Here is a 17,307-nt window from a genome sequence, read left to right on the forward strand (position 1 = left end):
GTCTGGAAAGCCGTTTCATCCAACAGTCACAATTGTACCTGATAAAACGGCTGACGGGCGACACTCCCGTATTGAATTTACTTTGAGGCAAGCTTCTCCGCCAGGATGGCGGCCACGCCGACAAAGGCTGGATACTCCGCCGTGATGACGTAGGTCGGGATACGGGACAGGTAGCCGGAAAAGCGCCCTTTTTGTTCGAAGCGGGCGCGGAAGCCGGAACCGTCGAAGCGCTCGCCCAGGCGCGGCACGATACCGCCGCCTATATATATACCGCCCAGCGCGCCCAGCGTGACGCCCAGGTTGCCCGCCACGGTGCCCAGCATGCGACAGAAGGTTTCCACGGTTTCCGTGCACAGTTCACATTCGTCGGCCAGCGCGCGGCTGACGATTTCCGGCACGGCGATGGATTCCGCCTGCACGCCGCGGTGGGCGCACAACCCACGGTAAATCAGCTCGATACCGACACCGGACATGAACCGCTCGGCCGACACGTGCTCGAACTCCGTCCACGCATGTTCGAGGATGGCCACTTCCTGCGGATTGACCGGCGAAAAGCTGACATGGCCGCCCTCGCTGAGCAACGGCGTCCAGCGCCCATCCTTGCCGGGAATCAGGCCGGACACGCCCAGGCCGGTTCCCGCGCCGATCAAGCCCAGCGGCGCGCCGGGTTGCGCATCGCCGCCGCCAACCTTGCGCTTTTGCGTATCGGACAGGAACGGCAGCGAACTGGCCAGCGCCGTGAAATCGTTGACCACTTCCAGCACGTCAAAGCCGCATTCCGTCCGCAGCGCTTCGATCGAGAATTGCCAGTGGTGGTTGGTCATGCGCACCAGATCGCCATTGACGGGATTGGCAATGGCAATCGCGCCATGGCGGATGCCGCTACCGGACACGGCCGCCACATCCGGCAGCGCCAGGTAAGCGCGCAGCGCGTCCGCCAAAGTGGCGTACGCGGCGCATGCCAGCACGTGGATGTGCGCGATGTGGCCCGGAGCCGTTTCCAGCGCGAAGCGCGCATTCGTACCGCCGACATCCGCCAACAGGCGCGGACCGCCCGGGAATGAAGCATGCAAGGAGGAAGTAGGCTCGAAAGTCATGATCGTACTGGAAAAAGGTGACGCTTAAGCTTACGTTTTTCTTACTTCCCACGCAAGCATTCTTTGTAGTTTTAGTACAAATTTACATCGCACAAGTGAAAAAAGTTACCTTTTGCGATAATCAATACGTAGTATGACTACCGATTTTAGGGGTGATTGGTATAGACAGGACGAGTTGAAGCCGCACGCTCCGGCGTGCGGCTGACTACGGGTGGCAGGGGAAGACGGGGTTCAGCCGTGCGGGACGGCCGTGGGGGGATGCGCGGGTGCTTCGCCGTCGCGGGGACGGCGCAATTCATGGGCAAAAGCGTTGTTCCACGCATCGAGGCCGCCATGCAGCGGGCGCGCATATTCATAGCCCTGCGCAAACATTTGCTTGGCCACGTGCGCGGCCGTCACATCGTTGGGGCAACTGCAATAAACGATGATGTGGCGGTCTTTCGGCAGCGCCTGCAAGACATTGGACAGGTCGCCATTGACCAGCACGGCGCCCGGCACGGCCGGTTCCAGCGATTGCGCGGTGGCACTGCGGGCGTCGACCAAAATGGGTTCATGGCCGTCGAGCAGCAGTTGCTTCAGTTCGTCGACCGTGATGCGCTCCATTTGCACGGCTTGCTGGAAGCGCTTGCGTTCGACGTATTTGTAGAGCACGAACAGCGCCAGCAACGTGCCCAGCACGGCCAGCGCCGTGCTGCCCATGGTGGACAGCGTGTCGAGCACCTGTTCGATACTGGCGCTGAAGTAGATACCGATGAGGATGCCGCTGCCGCTCCACAGCAAGCCGCCCGGCACGGAAAAGCCCAGGAAGCGCATATAGCTGGTGCCCATCGCACCCGACATCGGCGGTGCGATGGTATTGAAGCCGGGGACGAACTTGGCGACCAGCAGCGATTTCGGGCCCCAGCGGCGGAAATTGTCTTCCGTCTGGCTGACGCAGTAATCGGGCGACAGGGAAATGCGGCACAACAGCTTGAGGATGCGCTTGCCGTAGCGGCGGCCCGCGCGGAACCAGAAGAAATCGCTGACGGAACAGGCCAGCAGGGAGGCGCCCAGCACGGCGGCCCAGTGCAACTCATTGCCGGCCACCAGTGCGCCCGCCACGATCAGCAGGGGAAAGGCGGGGATCGGTAAACCCATCTGTTCGATGAGGACGACGGCGAACACGATCAATACGCCATATTCCCGCAACAGTGTCAGTAAGCTCGCCATGATTCCGCCATGTTATATGAAATCCCGCGTTCCGGCAGGGACGCCACGGGGAACCGCCGCCAGCAGCGCCTGCGTGTACGGGTGCCGCGGATTGCCGTACACCGCGTCCACGCCGCCCTGCTCCACCACTTCGCCCTGGCGCATCACCATCACCTGGTCCGCCATGTAGCGCACCACGGACAAGTCATGTGAAATAAAGATGTAAGACAGCCCGTATTCCTGCTGTAAATCCAGCAACAGGTTCAGCACTTGCGCCTGCACCGACACGTCCAGCGCCGATACGGATTCGTCGCAGATCAGGATTTCCGGCCGCAGCGCCAGGCAGCGGGCAATGGCGATGCGCTGCCGCTGGCCGCCGGAAAATTCGTGTGGCCAGCGCTGCAGCGCGGTACGCGGCAACCCGACCTTGTCCAGCAAGGCTTGCGCCATCCGGATGCGCTCGCTGTCATCGGCGCCGATACCGTGCAATTGCATCGGTTCCAATAAAATCTGCGCCACGGTAAAGCGGGGATTCAGCGACGCATACGGATTCTGGAACACGATCTGCATGCGCCGGCGGTACGGCTGAAACTCCCGGGCGGACAAGGCCAGCACGTCGCGCCCGTCGACCAGCACGCGGCCGCCGCTGGCCTGGTGCAGCCGCAGCAACGTCAAACCCAGGGTGCTCTTGCCGCAGCCGGATTCGCCCACCACACCCAGCGTGGCGCCGCGCGCCAGCGTAAACGACACGTCGCTGACGGCGCGGAACTCGCGCCGCTTGAACCAGCCTTCCGCCACATAAAAACTCTTGCTGACGCGTTCGGCCGCCAGCACGATGTCGCCATCCATGACGCGCGCAGGACGCTGCGCCGTCTCGGGCGCCTTGCCCGCCATCACCTCCGCAATCACGGGCAGGCGCAGCGGGCGGGCATCGAGCGGCGGCCGGCATTGCAGCAGTGCCCGCGTGTACGGGTCGCGCGGCTGCGACAGCACGTCGCGCGCCGGTCCCGCTTCCCGCACTTCGCCGTCGCGCATGACGATGATGTCGTCGGCAATCTCCGACACCAGCGCCAGGTCGTGTGTAATGAACAGCACCGCCATGCCGTGCGCCTTTTGCAGGCGCGCGATCAACGCCATGATTTGTTTTTGCACGGTGACGTCGAGCGCCGTCGTGGGCTCGTCCGCGATCAGCAGGCGCGGCGCGCAGGCGATCGCCATCGCAATCATCACCCGCTGTTGCTGGCCGCCGGACAACTGGTGCGGATACGCATCGATGCCGCGCCCTGGCTCGGGAATACCCACTTCGTCCAGCAGCGCCAGCGTGCGTTCGCGCGCCGCCCTGCCCTTCATCCCCAAATGCCGCGCCAGTACTTCGGCGATCTGGGTCCCCACCGTCAGCACGGGATTGAGCGACGACATCGGTTCCTGGAAAATCATCGCGATGTCCTTGCCGCACAGCGCGCGCCGCTCTCTTGCCCCCAGCGTCAGCACGTCGGCGCCATCAAACAGGATGCGGCCGCCGGCCCCGATCAGCGCGGACTCCGGCGGCAGCAGGCCCATCGCCGCCAGCGCCGTGACGGACTTGCCGCTGCCCGACTCGCCCACCAGCGCGACCGTGCGGTTGCGCGGCACGGCAAACGACACGCCTTTGACGGCCGGCACCGGCGGATTCCGCCCGGCGCGGAACGACACTTTTAAATCGCGCACTTCCAGCAACGGCGCCGGGTCCTTCGATATCTCGCTCATTGCAGCCTCATTCTTGGATCGAGCGCATCGCGCATGGCATCCGTCAGCAGCGACAACGCCGTCACCAGCAAGGCCATGGCGCCGCTGGCCGCCGCCAGTTGCCACCACTTGCCCAGCAACAGTTCCTGCTGCGCTTCATTGAGCATCGAACCCCAACTGACGGCGCCGACCGGCACGCCGAAACCCAGGAACGACAGGATCACTTCCGCCTTGATGAAACCCACCGCCAGGATCGCCAGCTGCACCAGCGCCACGTGGCTGACGTTGGGGAAGATGTGCACGAACATGCGCCGCCAGTTGGACGCGCCGATGGCTTGCGCCGCCAGTACGTAATCGCGCGCCTTGTGCTTCAGGTATTCGGCGCGCATCAGGCGATACGGCCCGGTCCACCCGGTCAGGCCCAGGATCAGCACGATGGTGGCGACGCCTTTTTCCTGCAAGACCGCCGCCACGGCAAGGATCATCAACACCGACGGAATGGCCGTGAATATGCTGTAAAACCAGTTGAAGACATCGTCGACCACGCCGCCATAAAAGCCGGACAGCGCGCCGCACACGGTGCCCAGCGCGACCGCCAGCATGGCTGCCGCCAGCCCCACCACCACCGAGGTTTGCGCCCCTTTGACGGTCTTGCCGACAATGTCGTGGCCCCACTTGTCGGCGCCGAACAGCAACGTGGCCTTGCGCGCGCCACCGTCGCCGTCCGCCGTACCGCGCGCATTGCGCAAGGCCGCGATATCGTCCGCCAGCGGATCGAATTCATTGGGCGGCACGGTGGCGGCGGGTAGCGGCGCCTGCACGGACGCCGGCGCACTGCCGGCAACAAACCATGGCGGCGCATAGCTGACCGCCACCTCGTCTTCCCATCCGGCCGCCAGCAAACCCGCGGCGGACAGCGCCGCCACTGCCACAAAGCCCGCCACGACAGCCAGCGCCGCCATCGCCACCTTGTCCGCGCGCAGGCGGCGCCACGCCATGCTCCATAAGGCATTCATCGGCAGCCCCCTCATTGCAGCCGCACGCGCGGATCGAGCGCCTGGTACAGCAAATCCGCCAACAGGTTGAAGACCATGGTGGCCGCCGCCACGCACACCGTCACCGCCTTGATGACAGGGAAATCGCTGCGTTCCACCGCCAGGATCACTTCACGCCCGATGCCGGGGATGCCGAAAAACCGCTCCAGCAGAAATGCACCGATCAGCAGCGCCGGCAAGCCCGCCATCACGTGGGTCAGGATGGGAATGGCGGCGTTGCGCAGCACGTGCACCCACATCACGCGCCGCTCCGGCAAACCCTTGGCGCGCGCCGTGCGCACATAATCCTGCTGCACTTCATCGAGCACGAAGCTGCGGTACAGCCGCAAGGTCGGCGCAATCGACACCGCCAGCCCGATCAGCACGGGCAGCGCCGCATAGCGCAACAGGTTCTCGGCCAGGCCATTACCCCAGCCCTGCACCGGGAACAGGCCCAGCCGGTACGCCAGCCCATACTGGAACACGATGATGTAGACCAGGATGCTGAGCGACATCGCCACCGTGCACACCACCATGACTGCGCGCTCCGTCAGGCTGCCGCGTACGAACGCCACGGCCAGCGCCAGCGCAATGCCCAGCAGGGTTTCCAGCACCGTCAACGGCAGCAGCACGGTCAGCGAAGGCCCAAGCCGCGCGCCAATGACGGACGACACGGCTTCGCCCGTGGCCCAGCTGTAGCCGAAATCGAAGGTGACGACTTGCCGCAGGAAGATGCCGAGCTGAATGTAATAAGGCTGGTCCACGCCCAGCTGGCGGCGGATATTGGCGATGGCGTCCGCATCGGCCATCTTGCCCGCCAGGATATACGCGGGATCGCCGCCCACCCAGTTAAACAGGATAAACACCAGCAACACCACGCCCAGCATGGTCGGCGCCATTTGCCACAAGCGCCGGATAATATATGCAGCCATCCCCTTACCAGTCCCCTTCTTTTGCCGAGGCGCCATCATGCAGTAATGGCGCCCCGCGCGTCACACCTGTGGCCAAAAAGTAACGCAACCAACACAACCCCGACCGTGGTATCGCCAACCACCGTGACATTGTCGGGCACGATCACAACGATCGGAGCCCCCCACCCGCAAAACCCGTTCGGCGCGGGCGCATCGACCCGCTACGCCAACACGCAGACTGCACCCTGGCAGCGTTTGGCTGCCGCCTGGCGTCGTTCATCACGCTGGACCTGTCGGCCCGCTAGAATATCAACAAGTCGTCCCAGCTGTCGGGTTCGATCTCCAACCTGTTCGACAAAGTGGCGCAGCTGGATCCACTGACCTACGGCGGCATGAGCTACAACCCGATGGACGCTTCGGGTACGATCGGCCGTTACTTCAAGGCCCAGCCTGACCTACAAGTTCTGATCGTCTAATTTCAGGACCTGAAAGGCCGGTTAGTTCGCTGACCGGCTTTTTTTATTGAACCAGGAGACAGTCATGGCAACAATCGCCGTAGCGGCGCTGGTGGCGGGATTGGCGGGATCGGCGGCTGCGCCCGCCCCCTACACTTTTATTGAAGGCAAGGTGCCAGCCGGCGTGCAACCGGACGGGAATTCGATCATGTTCGAAGGCCCCAAAGACATGCTGGTCATCGATACCGGCCGCCATCCCGAACACACGGACAAGATCATCGCGGTAGCGAAGGCGAAGAACAAGCCGATTACCGCCATCATCAACACGCATTGGCACCTCGATCACGCGACGGGCAATGCGCGCATCCGCGCCGCCTACCCGGGCGCCAGGCTCTACGCCAGCACGGCCGTTGAGGGTGCGCTGAAAGGCTTCCTCGCCCGGAATGTCGACCAGGCCAGGGCCCGGCTGGACGACCCGGCCGTGCCGGAACCGCAGAAGGCCGATACGCGGCTGTACCTGGCCGCCATCAACGATCCGGCCAACCTGATTCCCGACCAGCCGGTCAGGGCAGCCATGCCGGTCAAACTGGGCGGGCGCACGCTGCAACTGCACCTGGCCAGCCATGCGGCGACCGAAGGCGATGTCTGGGTGCACGACCCGGCCAGCAAGACCGTATTTGTTGGCGACCTGGTGGTGATACCGCTGCCCTTTTTCGATACGGGCTGCGCGGAAGGCTGGCGCCGGGCGCTGGCCGACATCGACCAGCTGGATTTCCAGACGCTGGTGCCCGGTCACGGCTTGCCGATGGACCACGCCGCATTCTCCAGCTACCGCCAGGCGTTCGATGCATTCACCGCGTGCGCCGACAGCAACCAGGCCACAGCAAGCTGCGTGGCAACCTGGATGCAGCAGGGCGCGGCGTTCGTTGCCATGCATCCGGATCCGAAGTACACGGAGGCTGCACTGGCTTACTACGTCGACCAGGTGTTGCGGGTGCCGGCCAAGCGTGCTGAATATTGCGCCAAATAAAGAAGTTGCAGCGGTGCGTGAAGCTTGCAATTTTTCCTGTCGGCACGAGTGTGGCGGTCGGAATAAGTACTTTCCCCTATACGTATCAGAAAGACAGGTTTCGTCTCATTTGAACTACATTTTTGCTATTAAGTCCCCTATTGCTGTATCAGATCGTTGTTACTACGCAACATACACGATCAATCATAACATCCACCACTTGTTACACGGTAATTCGCAGCTACTGGTTTCGCGTATCCAACAAAGTGCAATTTATTGCTGATAAATCAAAGATTTGTAAGTGAAACCCTGATTAACATTTTTGGTTACATAAATTTTGTCAATGTAGTCACAAAAACATCATAATTTTGTAAATTGGTGTCAATAAAAAAAGCAAGAATCAAGATGCTATTGACTCTTTTTATTGATCAATGTACTAATTCACAATATGAAATGTCAGAATTAAGTTCAGAATTTCTGCTTTTTTCTGACTTAAATCTCTGTATTGGTTTGTTTCTTCGACTATTTACCTTGTTTAACAGGCATTCTGTTGTAATGCCGCACCCCTGCGTTGACTTCATTTCATTGCCCATGTTTCCATAGCGCCTTCCCAGCTGCGGTTACAAAATGGCTGTTTGGCCGGGAGACGCAGTAAGCCGTCGTGCACCGCACTACGGCTTGCTCCACGGGAGGTGAATAGATGTGTCTGCCAGCGGTCATGGGATGACCAGTCAGGTTCTGTTCAGACGGTGGAAGTAATTAACCAGAAATAAAAGCAAGGAATAACGATAATGATGAAAGAAACCGTTTTATCGCGTGCTGTGCGCCTGAGCTTCTCGGGCACGCTGGTGGCTGCCGGTATGCTGGCAACCCCGGCAATGGCACAAAACGCGGGTGAAGCGATCCAGCGCGTGGAAATCACGGGCTCGTCGATCAAGCGTCTCGCTTCCGAGACCGTACTGCCTGTGACCGTGATCCGCCAGGAAGATATCGTCCGTACCGGCGCGACCAGCGCACAGGATCTGGTGAACCTGATCCCTGGTAACTTCGGCGGTACCGTTGCCGCGGGCAACGTGGGCGCCTCCGGCGTGGCTTCCACCGCCAACCTGCGCGCCCTGGGTTCGAAATACACGCTGGTGCTGCTGAACGGCCGCCGCGTGGCCAACTACGCTGTCGGCAACCAGCCAGTCGACCTGAATTCCATCCCACTGTCCGCCATCGAGCGCATCGAAGTGCTGCGTGACGGCGCATCCGCCGTGTACGGCGCTGACGCTGTGGCCGGCGTGATCAACTTCATCCTGAAAAAAGACTACAAGGGTCTGGAAGCCACCGTCTACGCCACCAAGGTGGACCAGGGCGGCGGCCAGGTGAAGAGCTACAACATCACCGGCGGCTTCGGTGACCTGAACAAGGAACGCTTCAACGTCCTGTTCAGCTACAACCACGAGGAAGATGACGTCCTGCGCGCCAAGGACCGTGCGTTCGCCAACACGGCCAACCGTCCCGACCTGGGCATCAATAAGGCGTCGCCACGTAACGGCGTGCCTAACCTGAACTTCACCGATACCTTGGGCAACAAGTACACGGGCGTGAACCCGTACCGCTACGTTGACTGCAAAAATGAAGAATTCGCCCTGGTCACCAACAGCGTCACCGGCTGCGGTACCGACTACGTCAAATTCATCGACCTGATCCCTGAAGCCAAGCATGACAACTTCGTCAGCCGCGCTGTCTTCAACATCGACGACAACCACCAGCTGTACGCGGAAGCCGCCTACACCAAGGATCATTCGAAGTCGACTTACTCGCCAGCGCCGTACACCAAGAGCATGGTGTACCCGTCGACGGGCCGCTTCTATCCAAAATCCATCACGCTGCCAAAAGGCATGACGCTGCCTAAGGGCTACAAGATGCCTAACGGCACCGTGCTGGCTGCCGACACCGTGCTGGCGTCCGACATGGCCGTCACCCCGACCGGTAATATCTCCGGCACCTGGCGTACCGTTGCAGGCGGCGGCCGTACCGACCTGACCGATACCAAAAACACCCGCTTCGTGATCGGCGCCAAAGGCGAGATCGCAGGCTGGGATTACGACACCGGCATTACCTACGGCAAGAACCAGGTGGAAATCTCGTTCGGTCCAGGCAAGTTCTCGTACGCCAAGCTGACCCCGCTGGTTTCGTCCGGCGAGATCAACGTCTTCGGTTCGCAAGATGCCACGTCGCTGGCCAAGCTGCTGGGCGCGCAAATCACCGGCTTCGAAAACGGTGGTACGTCGACCTCGACCGAGTTCGACTTCAAGGCATCGAAAGAAATCTTCCAGCTGCCAGCAGGCGGCGTGGGCTTCTCGGCTGGTTTCTCGCACCGTAAAGAGAAACTGGACCAGGTGTCGTCCCCAACGCTGGCTTCCGGCGATGAAGTGGGCGGCGCAGGCGAAGTGCCAGGCGTGAGCGGCAGCCGCAAGGTGACCGGCGTGTTCACCGAGATGAACATTCCTATCGTGAAGAGCCTGGAAGGTAACCTGGCGGCCCGTTACGACAAGTATGAAAACAGCTTCGGCACCAGCTTCAACAACCTGAGCCCGAAAGTCGGCGTGACCTGGCGTCCGGACGCGACCACGATGATCCGTGCCTCGGCGGCCCGCGGCTTCCGTGCTCCGACCCTGTACGACAACCTGCTGCCATACGCTGTAAACAATACGTCGTCGAACTTCAGCGATCCGATCCGCTGCCCGAACGGCACGCCAATCAAGAGCACGGCCAACCCGGTTGGCGGCTACAAGGATGAGTGCAATGTCCAGCTGGACACCCGCAACGGCGGCAGCAAGACCCTGGAACCGGAAAAGTCCAAGCAATTCACGCTGGGCGTGGTATTCCAGCCTTCGGCAGCCTTCAGCGGCTCGGTTGACTACTGGAACGTGAAGATCGCCAAGGCGATCCAGCCAATGTCGGAAAACACCGTCATGGGCGATCCAGTTCGCTACGCTGGCAACTTCTACCGCTTCGACCCACGTACCGATCCGGATGCCAAGAATCCGATCGTCAGCTCGAACCCGGACCTGCCACTGGCCTTCATCGACCTGCCACGCGTGAACTCCGGCCAGTTCTTCGCTTCGGGCTTTGACCTGAACCTGAACTTCCGCAAGAAGTCGGACTGGGGTAACTGGACCGCGAACCTGGATTCGACGCTGTACGCCACCCACGGCTACCAGTACCAGGGTGAAGCGCAAGTCAGCGACCTGGGCAAGTACAAGGACTTCGGCCCTGTACCACGCTATCGCCAGGCTCTGACCGTGGCTTGGGCAATGGGCGCATGGAATGCTTCCGTTACCCACAACTACACCGACGGCTATGAAGACTTCACCGATCCAGCGGCTGTAGGCGCTAACTATCCGGAAATCCGCAAAGTGGCTGCCTACAAGACCATCGATATGACGGTCGGCTGGAAAGCACCAGTGGATTGGCTGTACGCGAAGAGCCTGAGCGCGACGTTCGGTATCAAGAACATCCTGGATACGGACCCACCATCGTCCCGTACCAGCGCCAACTTCCAGACCGGCTACGATGCACAGTTCACGAACCCGCTGGGCCGTACGTTCTACTTCCGCGTGAACTACAAGTTCATGTAATGTAAGGCTTGCCCGGCTGCTCAGCCGGGCAATTTCTCCATCCGGTGGGCAACGCCTGCCGGATTTCCCCAGCGCGCAACGCGCAAGCGGATACGCAAATATCCTGCCATATTCAAAAAGCAAAATATAATTGTTTGCTGATTTAACGCTGAACCGTTGAACGGCTGATGTTGCGTGAAAACCACCAACAAATCCACGGCGGATCGGCAATCATCCTCTTGTGCTGTCATTTTAGCTAGCCTTTTCACTACTTTCTTTCAAACTGTTACACCTGACCGTTGTTTGTTTGTAACTGTTCTGTGGTGCCGTTGACACAAATTTCACCAATATGATTCCATGCATGCCGGTCGCTATTGATTCATCAATGGAGGTCATTTGCCTCATTGATGAATCGTTTAGTGCTAGTACATCTGTCTTTTTTGGCAGCAACCGCAAGTGCACCGCTGGTGAATTTGCTTATTTGTAAGGGAACAGACAACATGATGAAAGAAAAAGTACTGTCGCGTTCGCTGCGCCTGATGTTCTCGGGCGCGTTGGTGATGGGAATGATGGCCTCGCAGGCCCAAGCCCAGGAAGCCGGCGAAAAGATAGTCCGCGTGGAAATCACCGGCTCATCGATTGCACGTATTGCGAAGGAAGGGGCGCTGCCAGTCCAGGTCCTTGGCCAGGAAGATATCAAGAAGAGCGGCGCCACCACCGCGACTGAACTGATTCAGAATCTGCCAGCGATGCAAGGCTTCGTGCCATCGTCGTCTTCGGTGAACGGCGGCGGCGCCGGCGCCACCACGGCGGCACTGCACTCGCTGCAATCGAAATATACGCTGGTGCTGCTGGATGGCCAGCGCGTGGCGCCCGTGGCGCTGGGTTCGTCGCAAGGCGGCGGCTATGCTGTGAACATTTCCAGCATTCCCCTGGAAGCGGTGGAACGCGTTGAAATCCTGACCGACGGCGCATCGGCCCTGTACGGCTCCGACGCGATTGCCGGCGTGGTCAACTTCATCCTGAAGAAAAACAAGACCGACGCCAACGTCTATGCCACCTACCAGAAACCGGAAGAACACGGCGGCACCAGCTGGTCGGCCGGCATCACCAAAGGCTTCGGCGACCTGGACAAGGATCGCTTCAACGTCCTGATGTCGTACAGCCATGACGAACAGCGCGTGCTGACTGCGGCGCAGCGTTCGTTCTCGGCGCCCGGCGCATTCTTCCCGTTCAGCTACGGCGGCAAGAATTACATCTTTGACCAGCGCACCGGCAACACGGAACCTGCCAACATCACGTTCTCGGCCCGCCCGGCCGGCAATCCTTCGGCGACCCCGACGTCGTACACGATCAATCCGTATTACGCCGCCAACAAAAATTGCGGCGGCCCGATGGCTGGCGTGCAAATCTCTGGCAACGCGACCTCGTGCCGCTTCAACTATGCCGCCACGGTACAGAACATTCCTGCGAACGAGCGCGATAGCGGCTTGCTGAAGGGGACGTTCAAGATCGACGAAGATACCACCGTATGGGGTGAAGCCGTCCTGTCGCGCTTCCTGATGACCGCGCAGTATGCGCCGTCCGCCCAGCCGATGGGTATCAATGCGACCACCCGCTTCCCGGCATTGTGGAACAAATACGTGCAGCCATTCCTGACTGCCAACAATCTGACCGCCACCAGCGGCACCCTGGGCTACCGCTCGGTACTGGTTGGCGGCCGCGCCGATGACTACAAGACCGATGCGCGCCACCTGTCGTTCGGCGTAAACGGCTTGGCCATGGGCTGGAACTACAATGCCAGCGTAGTGCTGTCGCGCAGTGAAATCACTGACAATGCGGCCGGCGGCTACACCGACTTCAACATGCTGAGCGACCTGGTTGCCAAGGGTACTTATGACCTCGTGATGGGTACTGGCGCCGAATCGCTGCGTCCGGCCCTGCTGAACGGTGCGAATTTCTCCAAGTCCACGTCGACGCTGAACACCGTGCACTTCGGCGCACAGCATGACGTGATGGAACTGGGCGGTGGCATGTCGATCATTTCGCTGGGCGGGGACTACTCCAAGACCCGCTACCGCACTGCGTACAGCGACCTGATCCTGTCGCAATCGGGCTTCGATACCCAGCCGGCTTCCGCCAACTACCCAGTGGGCGGCAACTATGGCCAGGTTCCATTCGATGCGTCGCGCGACAACTATGGCCTGTTCGGCGAGTTGCTGCTGCCGTTGCACCAAACCCTGGAAGCAACGGTTTCCGGCCGCTACGACAAGTATGACAAGACCCACAGCCGCTGGGTGTTCGACACCGCTGCTGATCCTGTATCCGGCCTGCAAAAACGCTTGCCGGACGCGGACCTGGGCAATACGTTCAACTCGTCGACCTATAAAGTCAGCTTCCGCTGGACCCCGGCCAAGAACATCCTGGTGCGCGGTGCATACGGTACGGGCTTCAAGGCGCCGAACATCAGCGACATCGCCGGTGCGACCACCTTCGGTGGCAGCACGGCGGGTTCGTACGCTTGCCCATTCCCGGGTTCGCCAGGCTGCCTGCCAGGCAGCGCGCAGTATGACTTGCTGAACGGTCCTAACGGTCTGGGCGGCGCCAACGGCCTGAAGCCTGAAAAGTCCAAGCAGTGGACCCTGGGCGGCCGCCTGGAGCCAATGGCTGGCCTGTCGCTGGGTATGGACGTATGGAACGTGCAGATCAAGAACCAGGTGCTGTCGTCCGGTATCCCGGAAAACGTAGGCTTTGCTAATCCGGCACAGTACGCTGCGTTGTTCACCAATCCGTATGCCGACCCTGCCGGCTACACCACCATCGCGTACAAACTGCAACCGCTGAACGGCGGCGTGGCGAACTACCGTGGTCTGGACTGGGACTTCGTGTACCGCAACCGTAACACCGGTTTCGGCTCGCTGTCGGCACAGTGGAACGGTACCTACATGCTGAAGCAGAACTACACCACCACCCCTGGCGGTGCAGTGCTGACGTCGCTGGGCCAGTTCGGTCCGGACAATGCTGTGGTATTCCGCCTGCAAACCCACCTGAACCTGACGCTGGAAAACGGCCCGTTCACCAATACGCTGACCGCGCACTTCAAGTCGGGCTACAAGGACCAGCCGTATGACGCGGGCACCTCGGTGTTCCTGGCGAATGCCGACGGTTCGACCGGCGCCACCACCGCCTTCGAAGGCCTGGATGTGCCGTCGTACACCACGTTCGACTGGCAAGGTAAATACAAGTACAACAAGGCCATCACGATCACCGCAGGCGTTAAGAACCTGTTCGACCGTAATCCTCCACGTACGCTGCAAAACGCCGGTGGCGGCAACCAGATTGGTTACGACGGCCGTTACGCCGATCCACTGGGCCGTTCGTACTACCTGACCGCCGCTTACCAGTTCTAATACTGCGTCAGCGGATCTTCCGGGCTGCAAAGCCCGGAAGCGTCAAAAGCCTTTCGGGGGAAACCCTGAAAGGCTTTTTTTATTACTTAGTCTTCGGACTTCAGGCGGCGCTGGCGCACTGCCGCCGCCAGGTCTTCCAGCACTTGCACGCTGGCATCCCAATCGATGCAGCCATCCGTGATCGACTGGCCATACGTCAGTTCCTTGCCCGGCACCAGGTCCTGGCGCCCTGCCACCAGGTGCGACTCCACCATCACACCGACGATGCGCTGGTCGCCACCGGCGATCTGGTTGCCGATGTCGGCGCACACCGGCACCTGGTTTTCCGGCTTCTTCGAACTGTTGGCGTGCGATGCATCGATCATCAGGCGCGCCGCCAGGCCGTAGCCGCCGATGGCTTTGCAGGCCTCATCCACGCTGGCCGCGTCATAGTTTGGCGCTTTGCCGCCGCGTAAGATGATGTGGCAATCCTCGTTGCCCGCGGTTGATACGATGGCCGAGTGGCCGCCCTTGGTGACGGACAGGAAGTGGTGCGGCTGCGACGCGGCTTTAATCGCCTCCACGGCGATCTTCACATTCCCGTCGGTGCCGTTCTTGAAGCCGACCGGGCACGACAGGCCGGACGCCAGTTCGCGGTGCACCTGCGATTCCGTGGTGCGGGCGCCGATCGCGCCCCAGCTGATCAGGTCGGCAATGTATTGCGGGCTGATCACGTCCAGGTATTCGGTACCGGCCGGCAAGCCCAGTTCATTGATGTCTCGCAACAATTCGCGCGCCATGCGCAAGCCGTCATTGATGCGGAAGCTGTTATCCATGTACGGGTCGTTGATCATGCCCTTCCAGCCCACGGTGGTGCGTGGTTTTTCGAAGTACACGCGCATGACGATTTCCAGGTCGCCCTTCAGCTTGTCGCGCAACGGCGCCAGGCGGCGGGCGTATTCCATCGCAGCCTTGGGATCGTGGATCGAGCATGGGCCGATCACCACCATCAGGCGGTCATCCTGGCCATGCAGGATGCGATGCAGCGCGATGCGCGCATCGGCCACGGTCTGGCTGGCGGAATCGGTGCAGGCGAACTCGCGGATCAAATGGGACGGTGGAACCAGTTCCTTCATTTCGCGGATGCGCAAGTCGTCGGTGCGTTGCATGTCGTTTCTCCTGTAGGTATAAAAAAAAACCGCCACTGCTGGCGGTTTAGTTTGGGTTTGCTGGGATCTCGTTTCTACGTGAACCGGCCGCTACTCCACCGCCTTTGGGTTGGAATTGCTAAAGTAAAAAAAGCCGGTAAAGAAGAAATGGGTCATTGCAAAATCCGTAAATGTCGAACGACTATAACAACACACTGCAAAGTTTGGCAAGGATTTTATCGGTATATGCATATAACAAGAATCAGGCGGTGCCGCCAACGGTCACCCCATCGAGCCGCAACGTTGGCTGCCCCACGCCGACCGGCACGCTCTGGCCTTCCTTGCCGCACACGCCGACGCCGGAATCGAGTTTCATGTCGTTACCAATCATGGACACGCGGTTCAACACATCCGGGCCGTTGCCGATCAGCGTCGCGCCTTTCACCGGGTAGGTGATCTTGCCGTCTTCGATCATGTACGCTTCGCTGGCCGAGAACACGAACTTGCCGTTCGTGATGTCGACCTGGCCGCCGCCAAAGTTCACCGCATACAAACCGTTTTTCACGGACGCGATGATTTCCTGCGGGTCCTTGTCGCCGCCCAGCATATACGTATTGGTCATGCGCGGCATCGGCAGGTGCGCGAACGATTCGCGGCGCGCATTGCCCGTCACCGGCATTTTCATCAGGCGCGCATTCATCGTGTCCTGGATATAACCCTTCAGAATGCCGTCTTCGATCAGCGTGGTGCACTGGGTCGGATTGCCTTCGTCGTCGATATTCAGCGAACCGCGGCGGTCCGCCAAGGTGCCATCGTCGACCACGGTGACGCCCTTGGCCGCCACGCGCTCACCGATGCGGCCAGAGAACGTGGAGGAACCTTTGCGGTTGAAGTCGCCTTCGAGGCCGTGGCCGATCGCTTCGTGCAGCAGGATGCCGGGCCAGCCCGGGCCCAGCACGACCGTCATCGGGCCGGCCGGCGCGGGACGCGCCTCCAGGTTCACGGTGGCCGATTTCACGGCGTCTTCCGCATACGATTCCAGCACGTCGTCCGTGAAGTACGCATAATCGTAGCGGCCGCCGCCACCGGACGAGCCCACTTCGCGGCGGCCATCCTGCTCGGCAATCACGGTCAGCGATACCCGCACCAGCGGACGGATATCGGCCGCCAGCACGCCATCGCTGCGCACCACCAGCACCACGTCATATTCGCCGGCCAGGCTGGCCATCACTTGCACCACGCGCGGATCTTTCGCGCGCGCCATTTTTTCCACGCGCTCCAGCAACTTCACCTTGGCCGTCGCATCCAGCGACGCCAGCGGGTCATGCGGCAGGTACAGCGAGCGGCCGCCCTGGTGGAAAGTCTGCCCCGCCACCTTAATCTTGCCGGAACCGGCGCGGGCAATGGTGCGGGTGGCCGCGGCGGCGTCCAGCAGCGCGCGTTCGGAAATTTCATCGGAATACGAAAATGCGGTTTTCTCGCCGGACACGGCGCGCACGCCGACGCCCTGGTCGATCGAGAAACTGCCGGTCTTGACGATGCCTTCTTCCAGGCTCCAGCCTTCGTTTTTCGTGAACTGGAAATACAAGTCCGCGTAATCGACTTTGTGCGTGAACATGCTGCCCAGCGCCTTCAGCAGCTTGCCTTCATCCAGTCCGAACGGCGTCAGCAGCAATTCGCGTGCGACAGCCAGGGAAGACAGGTTGGGTTCGAATGGGGTCATAGTGTGAAGCCTTTTCAGAG

11 protein-coding genes are annotated in these 17,307 nt (G+C 60.8%); 3 read left to right on the plus strand and 8 right to left on the minus strand.

Annotation, left to right across the window (positions count from 1 at the left end):
- Positions 1–77: 77 nt before the first annotated feature.
- From GJ700_RS28010 to GJ700_RS28025, 5 genes are all read right to left on the minus strand, one after another.
- Positions 78–1,097 carry a glucokinase gene (locus tag GJ700_RS28010; RefSeq protein ID WP_154380232.1) on the minus strand — a complete coding sequence of 340 codons (1,020 nt, stop codon included), beginning with the start codon at positions 1,095–1,097 and terminating at the stop codon, positions 78–80.
- Positions 1,098–1,328: 231 nt separating this feature from the next.
- Positions 1,329–2,306 (minus strand): VTT domain-containing protein, encoded by a 978-nt coding sequence (locus GJ700_RS35675; protein WP_229507294.1) that lies wholly within the window; start codon positions 2,304–2,306, stop codon positions 1,329–1,331.
- 12 nt (positions 2,307–2,318) lie between these two features.
- Complete coding sequence (locus GJ700_RS35680; RefSeq protein ID WP_229507295.1) at positions 2,319–4,031, minus strand: ABC transporter ATP-binding protein; 1,713 nt, start codon at positions 4,029–4,031, stop codon at positions 2,319–2,321.
- On the minus strand, positions 4,028–5,026 hold the full coding sequence (locus tag GJ700_RS28020) for an ABC transporter permease (protein ID WP_229507296.1): 999 nt from the start codon (positions 5,024–5,026) through the stop codon (positions 4,028–4,030). The genes GJ700_RS35680 and GJ700_RS28020 overlap by 4 nt, the downstream gene beginning before the upstream one ends.
- An 11-nt stretch (positions 5,027–5,037) precedes the next feature.
- Positions 5,038–5,976: an ABC transporter permease gene (locus GJ700_RS28025; protein WP_154380236.1), complete on the minus strand. Its 939-nt coding sequence runs from the start codon at positions 5,974–5,976 to the stop codon at positions 5,038–5,040.
- Between the two features lie 519 nt (positions 5,977–6,495).
- Here GJ700_RS28025 and GJ700_RS28030 point away from each other — a divergent pair.
- Positions 6,496–7,440 carry an MBL fold metallo-hydrolase gene (locus tag GJ700_RS28030; RefSeq protein WP_154380238.1) on the plus strand — a complete coding sequence of 315 codons (945 nt, stop codon included), beginning with the start codon at positions 6,496–6,498 and terminating at the stop codon, positions 7,438–7,440.
- Positions 7,441–8,210: 770 nt separating this feature from the next.
- The gene (locus tag GJ700_RS28035) at positions 8,211–11,048 is read left to right on the plus strand and encodes a TonB-dependent receptor plug domain-containing protein (RefSeq protein ID WP_154380240.1); all 2,838 of its coding nucleotides are present in this window, start codon (positions 8,211–8,213) and stop codon (positions 11,046–11,048) included.
- A 20-nt stretch (positions 11,049–11,068) separates the two neighbouring features.
- On the opposite strand, the gene GJ700_RS28040 is transcribed toward GJ700_RS28035, so the two are convergent.
- Positions 11,069–11,278: a hypothetical protein gene (locus tag GJ700_RS28040; RefSeq protein WP_154380242.1), complete on the minus strand. Its 210-nt coding sequence runs from the start codon at positions 11,276–11,278 to the stop codon at positions 11,069–11,071.
- A gap of 249 nt (positions 11,279–11,527) precedes the next feature.
- On the opposite strand from GJ700_RS28040, the gene GJ700_RS28045 reads away from it, so the two are divergent.
- Positions 11,528–14,437 (plus strand): TonB-dependent receptor domain-containing protein, encoded by a 2,910-nt coding sequence (locus GJ700_RS28045; protein WP_229507297.1) that lies wholly within the window; start codon positions 11,528–11,530, stop codon positions 14,435–14,437.
- 86 nt (positions 14,438–14,523) lie between these two features.
- On the opposite strand, the gene aroG is transcribed toward GJ700_RS28045, so the two are convergent.
- Both aroG and tldD read right to left on the minus strand, forming a co-directional pair.
- Positions 14,524–15,585: a 3-deoxy-7-phosphoheptulonate synthase AroG gene (aroG, locus tag GJ700_RS28050; RefSeq protein ID WP_154380246.1), complete on the minus strand. Its 1,062-nt coding sequence runs from the start codon at positions 15,583–15,585 to the stop codon at positions 14,524–14,526.
- Between the two features lie 241 nt (positions 15,586–15,826).
- The gene (tldD, locus tag GJ700_RS28055; protein ID WP_154380248.1) at positions 15,827–17,287 is read right to left on the minus strand and encodes a metalloprotease TldD; all 1,461 of its coding nucleotides are present in this window, start codon (positions 17,285–17,287) and stop codon (positions 15,827–15,829) included.
- Positions 17,288–17,307 lie beyond the last annotated feature (20 nt).

Source organism: Pseudoduganella rivuli (genome assembly GCF_009674485.1).
Classification (GTDB): Bacteria; Pseudomonadota; Gammaproteobacteria; order Burkholderiales; family Burkholderiaceae_D; genus Rugamonas; species Rugamonas rivuli_B.